Origin of the sequence: Rhodococcus sp. C-2, from assembly GCF_027854095.1 — a bacterium.
GTDB lineage: Bacteria > Actinomycetota > Actinomycetes > Mycobacteriales > Mycobacteriaceae > Rhodococcus_F > Rhodococcus_F qingshengii.
The window spans coordinates 1-13,686 of record NZ_JAQGFI010000013.1 but is presented as its reverse complement, the minus strand read 5'-3'; the positions used below and the strand labels follow the sequence as shown (position 1 = coordinate 13,686).

The following is a 13,686-nucleotide window of genomic DNA, read 5'->3' as shown; positions in this document are numbered from 1 at the left end:
TGCCGGGCGGCCGCTTTCGTGTGGTCGGGTTTCAGGTAGTCGTGAACTTCCGAGCAAAACTCCCCAACTCGCGAATCAACTCTCGCGCAGCGTCGTCCTCACGCTGCACGGCAGCGCGAGCTTCGTCCGCCCATCCGTGACGGAGCAGTCGTTTGGCGGCAAGAACTGCCGGTCCGACGTTGGCGGCAATCTGCTCGGCGCTCTCCCGAGCACGGATGTGAACCTCTTCGGCCGGTACGGCCACGTTCGCCAGTCCGTAGTCGGCCGCTTCGACGCCGCTGAGCCACCGGGCCGACAGGATCAGCTCGGCGGCTCGCTGCGTTCCGATCACCTTGGGCAGCAACCAACTACTGGCAGCTTCGGGAGCGGTACCCAGCGAAGTGAACGGTGCCCGCAGACGTGCGTCCTCGGCAACGTAGACGACGTCGCAGTAAAGCAGCATGGTCAGGCCGATGCCGACGGCAGCGCCGTGTACCGCGGCGATCAATGGCTTCGGGAACTCCACCAGCGCGACGATCAGCGGCGCGAATGCGTGGCCGAAGTCGGCGTTGTCTGCGCCTGGTTCGGCGAGTGCGCGTAGGTCGACGCCACTGGAAAATGCCTTGCCTGCGCCCTCGACGATCACCACGGCCACGGCTTCGTCCGACGCCGCGTCGTCGAGCGCTTTGGTGAACGCTCGAAAACCGGCTGCATCAAATGCGTTCAGGCGACTCGGATTATTGAAGGTCAGCGTTCGCACTGCTCCGGCATCCGCGACCAGGATGGGTTCAGAGGTGTTTGTCGACATTCGCTCCCCTTCGTTCCAAACCAAGCAGTTGCTAGGTATCCAAGCACCGTAACCGTCCACAGACGACAAAAGAAGGGCCCCTCGCGGGGCCCTTCTTCGTGTTACGGATCGACTCGAGAACTAGTCGTTGTTGAAGTAGCTCAGCAGACGCAGGATCTCGACGTACAGCCAGACCAAGGTGACGGTGAGGCCGAATGCGACGCCCCAGGCTGCCTTCTCGGGCGCCTGTGCGCGGATCAGCTGATCAGCGGCGTCGAAGTCGAGCAGGAAGCTGAAGGCTGCGATGCCGATGCAGACGAGGCTGAAGATGATGGCGACGGTTCCACCGTCACGCAGTCCCAGTCCGCCCTCGGTGAAGAAGCTCGCGACGAGGTTACCGAGCGCCAGAACGACAACACCGATCAACGCACCGATGATCATTCGCGTCAGACGAGGTGTCACCCGAATCGCACCGGTCTTGTAGACGACCAACATGCCGAAGAACACGCCGAAGGTTCCGAGGACCGCCTGCGCAATCAGCATCGACGCGTCAGCGCCTTGGAGTTGGAAGGTGAACATGAACGACAGCGCACCGAGGAACAGGCCCTCGGCCGCGGCGTACGCCAACACGATTGCCGGGTTGTCCATCTTGCGGCCGAACGTAGCGACCAGAACCAGAACGAGGCCGACGAGACCGCCGCCGATGACCAGCGGGGCTGCGAGGTCGGCGTTGTTGTTGACCAGGAAGTACGACACCAGTGCCGAGATCGTCAGCACACCGAGCGTGATGCCCGTCTTGGTGACGACGTCGTCGATCGTCATGGCCCGCGAGGTGGGACCGGTCTGGTACGGCTCGGCCGGAGCGTACTGCGGCTGACCGAACTGCTGGGTTGCCTGCGAGGCGCCCGCCGTCGCAGATCCGAACGAGGCGTATCCGTTGCCCTCTTGCTTGGGCAGATTGCGGAACACCGGGTTGCTGGTGGTGCGCACCGTGATCATCCCTTCATCGTGGTGGCCTACGACGGGTGCGTCGCGGGTTCGCCGGACGGATCCGAGTTTCCGACACGGTCCGTGTACCTGACTAAAAGTAAAGCACTCGTAATTTACAACGTCGAAGCTTCGGTTGTAGTTCCCGGCGCATTTCCGGAAGATCAACACTCTTCGACACTCGTCCCTTTTCGATACTAGGACGGTTTGACCGACTTCATCACGATGAACTTCGCGTTCTTCGCCATCGCCTCGCTCGGACCCACCGCGGCTTTCAACGGTTCGCGATACCCCAGATGCGCGTTGTGAACAGTCCACAACTCGCCACCGGGACGCAGGACACGGCCGGCAGCTTCGAACATCTTGAGTGCTCCGCCGGTGTGGACCGCCGCGCCGACGTGGAACGGCGGGTTCAACAGAACCAGATCCGCGCTCGCACTGGGCAACGAACTCACGGCGTCGTCGCGCAGGCCGCTCACTCGATCGCCGACGCCATTTGCGGACGCGGTCGCCAGAGCCGAAGCGACGGCTGCCGAGGACTGATCCGTTGCGATCACGTGCACGTCCGGGAACTTCCGCGCGATCGCCGCCGCGAGAATGCCGCTGCCACAACCCAGATCGATCACGTCGCTCAGCGGATCGACCGCAATCTTTCCGAGGTTCTCCAGGAGCAACCGGGTGCCGATGTCCAGGCTCGCACCGGCAAACACTGCGCCGTGAGCAACGACGTCGAGGTCGAATTCGTCGAGGCGTTCGGTCACCGGGAACGTGATAGCAACATCGGGCTTCGGTTCCGAAGCCTTGAGTACGCGGGACTTCTGACGCCCACGCGAGGCGCTGACGTCGGAAAACGATTCGCCGAGAACCTTGTTCATCGCCGGGGTGATGTGCTTGTCACGCCCACCGGCGAAGACACGAACCGCCGGGTCGGCGTGAAGCGCGATCAGCTGGGCGATCTCGGCAAGTTCGGCGAGGCTACGCGGCAATTGCATAAGCACGACGCGGGCGCCGCTGAGCAACTCCTCGTCCAGTCCGTGCGAGGTGAAGGCGTCACTGAATCCGAGTTCGCGCGCATTGTTCGCGAGGGCCAGCTCTCCGGTGAGCGGATCCTGGTGAACGCGCACGGCGGCGATTCCGTGCACGAGCGCAACACCGGCAGTCAGCGCACCGTAGTGATCGCCGATCACGACGACGGTGCCCGCCGGTGCCGCGGCAAGAGCGTCGGCGGCCTCGTCGAGGATCAGACGATCAGCCGCATCGACGGCAAAGAGATTGGGTGCCTCGACATCGGGGAATCGGCGCAGACGATCGAACAGTTCGGGTGTGTCGGACATGCCACCAGTCTTTCAGGTGGAACTACGCAACACTCAATCCCCCGACCAGCAGGTGATCAGTTCGACATCCCTGTCAGTTCGACATCCACTGCACGACGTTGTCGACGGTTTCGCGTTCGGTGCGGAATCCGTTCACCGGGTGGTCGGCGTCGGGGTATCCGAACGAGATCGCGCAGACAACCTTGCGAGTGTCGTCGATACCGAAATGCTCGTGAATGAACTTGGAGCTGCCCGCGAGCGCCGCCTGCGGAATGGTGGCGACCCCCAGACTCTGGGCCGCGAGCAGGAAGCTGTTCACGTACAACCCGCAGTCGACTGCGCCGTAGGTGCCCAATGCCTCGTCGGTGGTGATGATCGCGACGTGGGGAGCGCCGAAGAGCTCGAAATTCTTCATCGTCTGTGCCGCGGATCCGGCGCGGTCACCGTGCTCGATTCCGACGCTCGAATACAGCGCCATCGCGCAGTCGAACCGACGCGACTTGTAGATGCCCTGGTACGCGCGCGGGAACTCGAAGTCCGACTCCTGGGCGTTGGCCATCACGTACTCACCGAGGCCGGCGCGGAATCGCTCGGTGCCCTCCCCTTCGGTGATCGCGACCTGCCACGGTTGCGTGTTGCACCACGACGGCGTCTTCTGCGCCAGGCGAAGGATCTCCTCGATCACCTCACGTGGCACCTGACGGTCCTCGTAGGCGCGGCAGCTGATCCGGGCGTCGAGCAACGCTTCCAGGCTCGTATCCACGACGATGCTCTCGGTCATGTGTTCTCTCCTCGATCAGGCTGCACTACAACACTTCGCACGATAGAACTACCGCCTCGACGCAATCGTCAGCGGGTCACCTTTGCGAAGGCCGCCACCAGCTCGCCGAACTCTGCCATCGCCGCATCCGGATCCGGATCTACTGCTGCCAGCGCAACCAGCACATCGGTGGCACCGGATTCGAGCAGCTGCTCGGCGCCGATCATCGTCGCCGGGAGGTCGATCGAACCGTCGGACCCGCGTACGACGGTCAGTCGCCCACGGACCTGCAATTCCGCTGGATCGCGTCCGAGATCCGCCATCGCTTTGCCGATGACGTCGATCCCTTCACGTAGGTCGTCGTCCGCGGCACCCATGATCGGAATCCACCCGTCACCCCAGGTTGCGACGCGTCGTACAACGGCCTTGGAGAGCGAACCGGACACCCAGATCGGGATTCCAGCGGCCGGACGGGGCGCGCAGTACACGTCGTCGAACTTCAGACGAGGGGTGTCGATGCTCGCCGGCGCCGAACTCCACAGGGCCCGGCACACTGCGAGAGCGTCGTCGAGCAGTGGTCCCCTTTTACCGAAGTCCATACCTGCCGCCTCGTATTCACGTTCCTGCCAACCTGTTCCGACGCCCAGGTCGAGTCGGCCCCCGGAGAGCAGATCGAGTGTCGCGGCCGTCTTGGCCAGTACCGCTCCCCCGCGCAGCGCCGCGATGACGATTCCGGTCCCCAAGCGAATTGTCTTCGTCTGTCCGGCAACAAAAGCCAGGACGGTCAGCGGCTCGAGCCAGTTGGCGTCGGGCTCGGTGGGGAACGCCGACCACGTGTACGCCGAGTTGTCCGAGCCCATCACCACGTGATCGGTGACGAGGACCCGGTCGAAGCCGGCAGCTTCCGCGTTCTGACAGACCTGCACGAGTTTCGCGTAGGAGTCCTCCGCGAGAGTGGTGCCGAAGTTGGGAACGTTCAGACTGAAAGTTGTCATGTGTCAAGCCTTTCGGGGCCGGTTGGTCCAGCCACCCTCTTCTGTGGGGAACCAGCCTCCGGCAGCGTGCGAGCCGCCGTCGACGTGGATCACGGTTCCGGTGATGTATCTCGCCAGGTCGGAAGCCAGGAACAGTGCGGGGCCGGCAATGTCGACCGGCTGGCCCGGTCCGCCCAACGGTGCCCACCCCGGCCACTTGTCCCAGTCGTCGGCGGGAACGATCGTGCGATACGGCACCTGTACCGACTCGATCAGATCCGGGGCAATGGCGTTGACGCGCACTCCGGTTCGACCGATCTCCACACCAAGGCTCCTGGTGAACTGTGTCAGCGCGGCCTTGTATGCCGAGTACATCGTGTGGCCCGGGATCGCTCGATGCGCCTCCACCGTCGTCAGGTTCACGATCGATCCACCCAAACCGCGGTCGATCAAGCCGGGAAGCAGGGCATGGGTCAGACGCACGACGTGATCGAAATTGATGCTGCCGGCCTCGGACCAAAAACCGGGATCCGTACCGGTGAACTCTGTCGGCGGGTTCAGGAAATGACCCACATTGTTCACAAGGACGTCCGGGGCGAACTCGGTCAACGCGGCGGGGACTTCCCGCGTCCGCACGTCGTACTCGAGATAGTTGATCGAACCACCTGCAGCCGAGTCGAATTCGACGTCGCCAAGAGGAGCCACGTCGACAACCAGAACTGACGCGCCATGCGATGCAAATGCTCGAACAATCGCTGCGCCGATTCCCTGGGAACCGCCTGTGACCACTGCCTTCTTACCCACCAACATCGGCCCTGGGGAGTACGCCGATCCGACCACCACGAAGACACCCTTCTGCAGTTCGATGTGAAGCACTTCGGCGTACCGTCACACATCGAACGGCAAAACGGGCGCAAAGTTCTCACTCAGTGGTAGCCGCGACACCCCACCTGCTCGAACCGCCGAGTCGCCCATTCAAATAGTGCGGAATCTCGGCTGCCCGTATCGGCATTCCCTCGAGGTACCCCTGGATCACGTCACATCCGCACTCGGTCACTATCGCGCGCTGCCTCTCCGTCTCCACGCCCTCGGCGACGGTGTCCAGCCCCAGAGACTTGGCAATCGCGATGACGGCTCGCAAGACAGCGAACCTCGAATTCGAGGGATCCGCGTCCAGCGGTGCGACGAACGCCCGATCGATCTTCAACCGATCGAGCGGCAGCCGGGCCAAGCTGGCAACCGAGGAGAACCCGGTGCCGAAGTCGTCCATCGCAATGGCGATGCCGAGCGCCGAGAGCTGTACCAACACATCTCGGTCGGCGTCGTCGATGACCAACGATTCGGTCACCTCGATCTCGAGTCGGCTGGGGTGGAGGTTCACCTCGATCAGTGTCCGGCGTACCGAGTCGACGTATCGACTCGAACGCAGTTGCACCTGAGAAACATTGACGGCAACCCGAATGTCCTCCGGCCACGTTGTCGCCGCCGTGCAGGCAGCCCTCAGAACACCTGCACCGATCGGCACGATCAAGCCGGTTTCCTCGGCGACCGAAATGAAGTCTCCCGGCGAGACGAGACCTGAAGTCGGATGGTTCCACCGCAGCAGAGCCTCGAACCCGACGACAACTCCCGTCGCGGCCGAGACCTGTGGCTGATAAACCAACTCGAACTCTTCGTCGATCAACGCACGACGAAGATCCAACAATGCCCTGGCCCTACCCGTCGCACGATCCCGCAAAGTCGCATCGAAGGCGCGAATCTGGTTCCGACCGCTCTCCTTTGCGTGGTAAAGCGCGAGGTCCGCGACAATCACCAGGTCTTCGAGGCTGTCGGCGTCGTCGGGCATCGAGCCGTACCCCAGACTGGCACGAATGCGAATCTGGTTGCCGACCAGTGAAAATGGTCGTTCGAATGAGTCGAGAATCGTTTGGAATCTCTTCTCCACCTCATCTGCACTCCCGATGTCGTCGAAGGCTAGGTCGTCGAAGGCGATGGCGAACTCGTCACCCCCCAGTCGGCCACAGATCTCGTTCGATCGCAGAACGCTGTGCAGTCTGCCGGCAACATCGCGAAGCACGTCGTCTCCGATGTGGTGTCCCAACCGGTCGTTGATCGACTTGAAGTTGTCCAGATCCAGAATTGCCAGCCACACCCTGTGTCCGTCCCGAATCCGCGAAGACAGTTGAGCGTTGAAGCTGTACCGATTTCTGAGCCCGGTCAACGAATCGATTTCTGCCAATCGCAAGATGTTCTGGCGCTGGTGATACGAGTGCGTGATATCGGATCCGACACCGCGCCACCCGTAGGTCGCCCCATCGCCACTGCCCGGGTGACCTGACATCGACCACCAGCGAGTATCGCCCCGTACGACGACCTGCATGGTGAGGTCCCGAAACGCCGTCCCGGCTTGAAAATTCGCGGCGAGGAGATCAAGGGACTTCCTGCCCACATCTGTTCGGGACGCGCCGATCCCGATCAGGATCTCGTGCATTGTGCGGCCCCGAATCTGTGCTGCCGGCAAACCGACCTGCTCGGCGAATCGATACGACACGGTACTGGCGATACCGCGCGAATCGGTTTCCCAGAGCCAATCCTGTGCTCCGTCTTCGAGATCGTTGAGCAACAACTCGACGAGATCTCGTTCGTCCTCGGCTATGAGTTCGGCGCGTAGCCGTCTCTCGAAAAGTTTGGCCAACAGCAAAGTTCCGCTGTAGAGCGAACCTACAAAGACGACCAGCACCCCGATCAGCACGAAACGCGATGTGCCCGGTTCCGTCCAGAACGCCCCGGCCAACCCGACTCCCACCAGGCTGATCCAGACCACAGTGATTCCGCGAAACATCATGGTGGGAAACACGCCGACCGCGATCCCACCGATCAAGGTCGAGCTCAGTACCAACTCGTCACGAGGATCGAGCATCGGGAAGAGAACGAGAGCCAAGCACGCCAGGAGCACTCCCCAGACAATGATTTCGACTGTGAGTACCACCAGTTCGGTGGTCTGGGACTCGGAGACGCCGAGACGCGAGCGCCGGAGCCAATACACACTGAATCCAGCGCTCGACAACAGCATGACGCTCGACCAGGCGAAGGTGAACCATCCGGCATCCACCGGCAGAAGCACCACGATCGCTGACAAGGCAACCGCCGCGGTCAGAAACGACCACGGCAGTACGCGCGCGGTGAACCGCAGTCGTCGATCGAGTAGGCGACGGCGATCGTAATCCGAGAGGTGTTGTTCCGTGCCGCTGCGACCGAGTTTGCGCACCGACGTCCCGACGCGACGCCTACGGAGTACTGCCGGGTCATCCACGTCGGCCTGCTACCGCCGCTGCGACCGCGTCGACCGACATGGCTCCGCCGGCGATGTATCCCTGAACAGTCCTCACCCTTGCAGCGGCCACGGACTTCAAGTCTTCCTCACCGTCGACTCCCGAGACGACGACCTCCATTCCCAACGCGTCGACCAGATCCACGACAGCTTCGAGGATCGACCGTCCACCAGGCACTGCACCCGAAATGGAGCGTTCTATCCGGACTCGGGTGAACGGAAGGCCGGACAGTGATGCGAGCGAGGAGAATCCGGCGCCGAACTCGTCCACGGTCAGCGCGATTCCCATGTCCGCGATGGCGTGCAACGCAAACTTGGACTCGTCGGTGATCGCCGATGATTCGTTGAGTTGGAGCTCGAGCTGATGTGCACTGACACCTGATCGTCGAAGCGAGTCCCCTATCGCGACGACAAAGGAATCCGATTCGAGCTGACGCGTCGATACCGCGACGGCTACCCGCAGGTGATCAGGAAGGCGGGACGCCGCCTCGCAGGCCAACTCGAAGACGGTAGTCCCCAGTGAGTACGCCAAACCGGTGTCGTCTGCGACGCTCATGAATTCGGCGGACGTAACGGCACCGAGGCGGGCGTTGTGCCAGATCACGCGGACTTCCACGGCCACGATCTCGCGGGAAACCACGTCGATCCTGGGCAACAGCTCGAGTTCGAGGTCCTTCTCCGCGACAGTGTTTCCCAGATCTTCGAGCAGGCGGGCCCGCCGATCGGCCACGGACTTCATCGAGTCTCGATATTCACGTACGGCCCCGCGCCCGGATTCCTTTGCCGCGAACAAAGCCAGGTCCGCAGCGCCCATCATCTCGTCGGCGGAGGACGGCAGCTCGTCGGGGAGGTAGTACCCGATGCTGCATCCGATCTCCAACCGCGTACCGGCCACTGTGATCGGCTCGTGCAGAGTTTCGATGTAGCGGCCGAGCAGAGTACGAACTTGTGAGCTGTCACCCACATCGGTGAAAAGAACCGCGAACTCGTCTCCCCCCAGACGTGCGAACAACTGTGACACTCCGCCGGCTTCGGACAGGCGATCCGCGACCTCTCGCAGAACCGCGTCGCCAACGGTGTGTCCCAGTGTGTCGTTGACCGACTTGAAGTTGTCGAGGTCGAGCATGGCCAACGCGAGACCACTTTCGCTTGTGTACGGCTCGCGCAGCAGTCGCTCGAGCTCGGTCCAGAAGCTGTGCCGGTTCGGCATACCGGTGAGTGCGTCCACACGACCCATCCGCACGATCTCGTCACTCTGCAGTTTTACTTCCGTGACGTCGGAACCGACTCCTCGCCAGACGAACTCGTCGGGTGTACGGCCGGGGCGCGGGCGTCCGGAGATCTGCCACCACCGAATTTCACCGTGAACTCGGACCGGAACGAGCACGTCGACGAATGCGGTCTTCGTGTGGCGGGCCTGCTGCAACTCCATGAGCGCATCGATCCCGCCGGGGATCCGTAGGGTGCCCAACTCCATGAACAGGTCCTGCCACGCCGTTCCCTGCAACTCGGTGGAGTCCAGCCCCGCTTCGACCGCGAGCCGCGTCGGGATTCGGTTGAACTTGCCTTTCTGGTCCGTCTCCCACACGAAGTCCCCGGCGTTGCCTTCGAAGTCTTCGAGAAGCATCTGCACGACCGATCGTTCCGACGCGGCGCTCAATTCAGCTCGATAGCGAGATTCCAGGTTGCCCGAGACCACTATCGTGCCGCCGATCAGAGCCGCGCCATAGGCGATCATTCCAATGAGAATTCGTTCGAACTCGGGTCCCGGCTGAAGCCAGAATGCCACCCCGAGGATTATCAGATTGGACAGGACCCAGGTGACCCCCACCACTCGCAACATCGCGGTGGCCACGGCTCCGGCACCGGTGATCGATGTGGTGACCGCTATCAGGATCAGATCGCCGGAATCGTCCAGGATCGGGTACAGGACCAGGGCGAGCGAGGAATACAGGATCCCGACTACAGCAAATTCGACGATGAGAAACGCGTAGGACATCCGGTACGTGGGTGTGATCAGGTTGAAATGAATGGCGAGACCCACGCACATCCCCACCAACCCGATCACGCCGGACAGCAATGGCCACACACGCGGCAGCGGTCCGCCGTCCGGGGGAATTACATACAACGTCAGCCCGAGTGTGACGACGAGGTGGACGGCAGCGGCCCATGGCAGCACGCCGAAGGTGACGGCTATCTGCTCACGAGTTACGTCATCACGTTGGGCGGGCGTCAGTCTTTCTCTCTGGCGGGGTTGCAGAAGCGACAGGACTGGCATCACTTACCTCCCGCTCCCACGACGCAATTGAATCGGACGTCCGACTCAGCAATTCTTCCGTAATTGGACGTTGCCGTGTCAACCAGTGCGTCCACCCTATTTCGGAGTCGCGTCTGCCCACAGACACAGTAATCAGCAAACTGCTGGTCTGCCGCAAGTTGGCGCCGCAAGTTTGATGCCCATGGGTTGAAATCAGCAATGAGGGACAATGGCCGGAGATCGCCGATCACGTCGGTGGAGATTCCTCGACGGGTAACACGATCGGACTCATTCGAGTTCAGACAAGGACTATCACGATGGCAATCGACTACACCCGACGTTCCGGCGAGTCCACTCCGTCGCAAGCACCGGTCAGCCTGAGCAAGATCACGCTCACCAAATCGGCACCGACGGTCAACCTCGCGAAGGCGGGTGAACGACAAGGCAATATGCGCGTGAACCTCAACTGGTCACAGGGGGCACCACCGAAGAAGACCGGTTTTCTCGCCAAGCTCGCCGGCGCAGGCTCTGGTGCGGTCGACCTGGACCTCGGATGCCTCTACGAACTTGCCGACGGGTCCAAGGGAGTAGTTCAGGCCTTGGGTAACAGTTTCGGTTCACTGACTTCTCCGCCCTACATCTCCCTCGACGGCGACGACCGCAGTGGTGCGAACACCGGCGGCGAGAACATGCACGTCAATCTTGGTGACCCAAGCGCTTTCCGGCGAATCCTGATCTTCGCGATGATCTACGACGGCGCTCCCAACTGGGCGGCGGTGGACGGCGTCGTCACCTTGTATCCCACCAACGGGCCGGAGGTGGAAGTGCGACTCGACTCCGCCAGCAACCAGGAGCGACTGTGCGCGATCGCTCTCATCCAGAGTTCAGGTCAAGGCGTGACGGTGACGCGCGAAGTTCAGTACATCAACGGCAGTCAGTCAGATCTCGATCGGGCCTACAACTGGGGAATGAAATGGGCTGCCGGACGAAAGTAGGGGCTGCGGACGGGATCTCCCCCATCCGAACGACAATGTCCGAATCATCCACAATGTCGCAAGTTACTGGATAGTGTCGAGAAGTGGGGTCGGACATGAGGGGTCACGCTCGACACCGATAGTGGGTCGGTGACGCTATGTGCTTGGCGGCGCCGACGTTCGACCGGAAAGGCCCTCGATTTCCCCCGAGATCGAGGGCCTTTTCGTATCTTGCGTCACTGTTCGCACCCTTTCATTAGTTGATCGTTAAACTAGGCGTTCGTCCAACATGCACCGATGGAGAACGTGAATGTCCACGAATTCAGATCGACGCCCGCGCCTGCCCGTGAGAATCGCCTACCTCGCCGCAGGAGTTCTCTTTGTCGCCGCCATGCTCCTGTTGGCAAGCGTCGTCAACCCTGATCGGGACCGCGATTTCTCGATGAACCACGTCCCCGCGGGGACGTCGACGACCGCCTTCGCCGCAACGTCCGACCTCGGCTAACGAAGGTACCGGTACGTAAGTGGCGCACGTCACGAACTGTGGGTAGTTTCAACGCCGATGGTTCGCCGTAGGTCGGTATTGAGAGGGACGGCCAACCACTGCCCTGCCTGGTTGCCCCACCCAAGCAGGCAGGGCACCCCAGATCAGGCAGGCCCCCCAGATCAGGCAGGCACCCCCGATAATTTAAGCCTCAAGTAACTGTTACTCGGGAAAGACTTGTATCAAACGGGGACGAATCGTACATTTCATCCGGCAGTCGGCCTTCGTCCGACGCCTTTACCGTCAATGTCGACGGAACTTCTCTGAACACCACCACAAGTCGGCCACTTGTCGCGACCGCATTCGTCCTCGCGAAAGGCTCGCCCATGTTCGATTTCTTCGGCGCAATCTCCGGCTTCTTCAGCCTACTGTTCGGCACCGGCTCGTCGAGCGGGAGCTCGGGAGGAAGCAGCGACGCACCCGTCGCCCCGCCTACCTGATCCACAAGCCTCACCCGGCACCGATCCGCCGGGTGAGGCTCTCGCGAATCTCTTTGAAACACAACGTAACAGCACTTCAACTCCACCGACTTTTCTGCGGATCCACGCCGACACACTCCGGAGTCCGGACAGTTTCACCACATCGCCTGCAGTAATGGGTCCTATGTCCGCCATTCTCCGTCGAGGCACACCCGCAGACCTCCCAACCGACAAGGCATGTGTTCGCCGTGAGCCGGTGTCCGTTGGGGCAGCAGTCCGGGGATTGCTCGGTCAACCGCATCTCCACATTTTCGCACACATGTTCGACAACTTGGTACTGCACGCTGCACATTCGATTACACCGGCCGCTTCCGGTCGGCCCGAGCGCAACTATCCCTTCCGTCACTTCGGTCTGCTTTAATACGAAGGCTTTGTCGGGGGTTTACCAATGTCCGAAGTTGTCGAGTTTCTGCGAGCACACGCAGGCGAACACGGGGTTGAACTATGGGTTTCTTCAAGAAGGCGGCTGTGACTGCTCTAGCGGTCGCTGCAGTCGGAGCATCAACAGGGATCGCATCAGCTGATCCGTCGACCGACGTGAATTACGAAGCGAAGGTCGTCGACAAGTCGATCGTCACCACCATCGACGCCGGGCTGTTCAAGGTGTCCGGCGACGGCAAGTCCGTCGTCTTGCAGGACAGCAAGGGAGCCGACCTTGTTTCCCTGCCTCTCGCATACAACCTCGGGGATCTACAGTTCCCCTTCGATCGCACGATCAGTGAAGACGGTAAGACCCTCACGCTGACACCGATCACCGATTCGGCGAAGGCAACACCTCGACCCGAGAGTGCGCCTGCGGCAAAGGAATGGACGCCCGTCGCCTCGCCCGAGGAGAATGATCGGGCGATTGCGCACTTCCAGAGCCAACTCGGACTCGGCACTCAGGTCGGCAGCCTGCTCGGCACCATCGTCGGCGCCGGAATCGGTTGCGCTGTCGGCGCTCCGCTGGGCTTGACCATCGTCGGACTCCCCGTCGCCGCGGCACTGTGCCTGGGTGGCCTCGCAACAGGCGCCGGAATCGGCGGTGTCGCCGGAACGATCCTCGGCGGCGGCGGCGCGGCTGTCGTAGCCGGCATCGATCTCGTCAACACGCTGAATGCTCCTGCAGGGACGACCGTCTGGGCTCAGTAGCCACTTGGTGGTCAGTCGCTGCTCCACGGAAAGCCCCGCCCGCCCGAAGAGGACGAGCGGGGTTTTTCGATTCAATGTGCAGGAGGATCTACGTGGTGCCCCCAGTCGGACTCGAACCGACACTTGACGGATTTTAAGTTTGCTCTTCTCGACGTTTGCTGCAACCGACA

11 protein-coding genes are annotated in these 13,686 nt (G+C 61.8%); 3 read left to right on the top strand and 8 right to left on the bottom strand.

What is annotated here, in order from left to right:
- Positions 1-31 precede the first annotated feature (31 nt).
- The 8 genes from PCS43_RS25380 to PCS43_RS25345 form a co-directional block, all read right to left on the bottom strand.
- Positions 32-787, bottom strand: a complete 756-nt coding sequence (locus tag PCS43_RS25380; RefSeq protein ID WP_007728809.1) for an enoyl-CoA hydratase/isomerase family protein — start codon at positions 785-787, stop codon at positions 32-34.
- Positions 788-907: 120 nt separating this feature from the next.
- Positions 908-1,756 (bottom strand): Bax inhibitor-1/YccA family protein, encoded by an 849-nt coding sequence (locus PCS43_RS25375; RefSeq protein WP_020970268.1) that lies wholly within the window; start codon positions 1,754-1,756, stop codon positions 908-910.
- A gap of 194 nt (positions 1,757-1,950) precedes the next feature.
- Positions 1,951-3,087, bottom strand: a complete 1,137-nt coding sequence (locus tag PCS43_RS25370; protein WP_007728811.1) for a class I SAM-dependent methyltransferase — start codon at positions 3,085-3,087, stop codon at positions 1,951-1,953.
- A gap of 73 nt (positions 3,088-3,160) precedes the next feature.
- Positions 3,161-3,847 (bottom strand): nitroreductase, encoded by a 687-nt coding sequence (locus PCS43_RS25365; protein WP_003943290.1) that lies wholly within the window; start codon positions 3,845-3,847, stop codon positions 3,161-3,163.
- Between the two features lie 68 nt (positions 3,848-3,915).
- The gene (locus tag PCS43_RS25360) at positions 3,916-4,821 is read right to left on the bottom strand and encodes a TIGR03619 family F420-dependent LLM class oxidoreductase (protein WP_003943284.1); all 906 of its coding nucleotides are present in this window, start codon (positions 4,819-4,821) and stop codon (positions 3,916-3,918) included.
- A 3-nt stretch (positions 4,822-4,824) separates the two neighbouring features.
- The gene (locus PCS43_RS25355) at positions 4,825-5,676 is read right to left on the bottom strand and encodes an SDR family NAD(P)-dependent oxidoreductase (RefSeq protein ID WP_209909330.1); all 852 of its coding nucleotides are present in this window, start codon (positions 5,674-5,676) and stop codon (positions 4,825-4,827) included.
- Positions 5,677-5,722: 46 nt separating this feature from the next.
- Positions 5,723-8,113: a putative bifunctional diguanylate cyclase/phosphodiesterase gene (locus PCS43_RS25350; RefSeq protein ID WP_165639610.1), complete on the bottom strand. Its 2,391-nt coding sequence runs from the start codon at positions 8,111-8,113 to the stop codon at positions 5,723-5,725.
- Positions 8,106-10,409, bottom strand: a complete 2,304-nt coding sequence (locus PCS43_RS25345) for a putative bifunctional diguanylate cyclase/phosphodiesterase (protein WP_225320105.1) — start codon at positions 10,407-10,409, stop codon at positions 8,106-8,108. Before PCS43_RS25345 ends, PCS43_RS25350 begins: the two co-directional genes overlap by 8 nt.
- 296 nt (positions 10,410-10,705) lie before the next feature.
- Between PCS43_RS25345 and PCS43_RS25340 the strand changes: the two genes are divergently transcribed.
- The 3 genes from PCS43_RS25340 to PCS43_RS25330 all read left to right on the top strand — a co-directional run bounded on the left by PCS43_RS25340 (position 10,706) and on the right by PCS43_RS25330 (position 13,516).
- Positions 10,706-11,383: a TerD family protein gene (locus PCS43_RS25340; RefSeq protein ID WP_007728823.1), complete on the top strand. Its 678-nt coding sequence runs from the start codon at positions 10,706-10,708 to the stop codon at positions 11,381-11,383.
- Positions 11,384-11,672: 289 nt separating this feature from the next.
- Positions 11,673-11,867 (top strand): hypothetical protein, encoded by a 195-nt coding sequence (locus PCS43_RS25335; protein ID WP_007728824.1) that lies wholly within the window; start codon positions 11,673-11,675, stop codon positions 11,865-11,867.
- A gap of 962 nt (positions 11,868-12,829) precedes the next feature.
- Positions 12,830-13,516: a hypothetical protein gene (locus PCS43_RS25330; RefSeq protein WP_007728826.1), complete on the top strand. Its 687-nt coding sequence runs from the start codon at positions 12,830-12,832 to the stop codon at positions 13,514-13,516.
- Positions 13,517-13,686 lie beyond the last annotated feature (170 nt).

What these genes read in the sequence shown, in the direction of transcription:
- PCS43_RS25335 (WP_007728824.1), top strand. Translation starts at nt 11,673, where the DNA reads ATGTCCACGAATTCAGATCGACGCCCGCGCCTGCCCGTGAGAATCGCC.
- PCS43_RS25330 (WP_007728826.1), top strand. Translation starts at nt 12,830, where the DNA reads ATGGGTTTCTTCAAGAAGGCGGCTGTGACTGCTCTAGCGGTCGCTGCA.
- PCS43_RS25365 (WP_003943290.1), bottom strand. Translation starts at nt 3,847, where the DNA reads ATGACCGAGAGCATCGTCGTGGATACGAGCCTGGAAGCGTTGCTCGAC.
- PCS43_RS25360 (WP_003943284.1), bottom strand. Translation starts at nt 4,821, where the DNA reads ATGACAACTTTCAGTCTGAACGTTCCCAACTTCGGCACCACTCTCGCG.
- PCS43_RS25370 (WP_007728811.1), bottom strand. Translation starts at nt 3,087, where the DNA reads ATGTCCGACACACCCGAACTGTTCGATCGTCTGCGCCGATTCCCCGAT.
- PCS43_RS25340 (WP_007728823.1), top strand. Translation starts at nt 10,706, where the DNA reads ATGGCAATCGACTACACCCGACGTTCCGGCGAGTCCACTCCGTCGCAA.
- PCS43_RS25380 (WP_007728809.1), bottom strand. Translation starts at nt 787, where the DNA reads ATGTCGACAAACACCTCTGAACCCATCCTGGTCGCGGATGCCGGAGCA.
- PCS43_RS25345 (WP_225320105.1), bottom strand. Translation starts at nt 10,409, where the DNA reads ATGCCAGTCCTGTCGCTTCTGCAACCCCGCCAGAGAGAAAGACTGACG.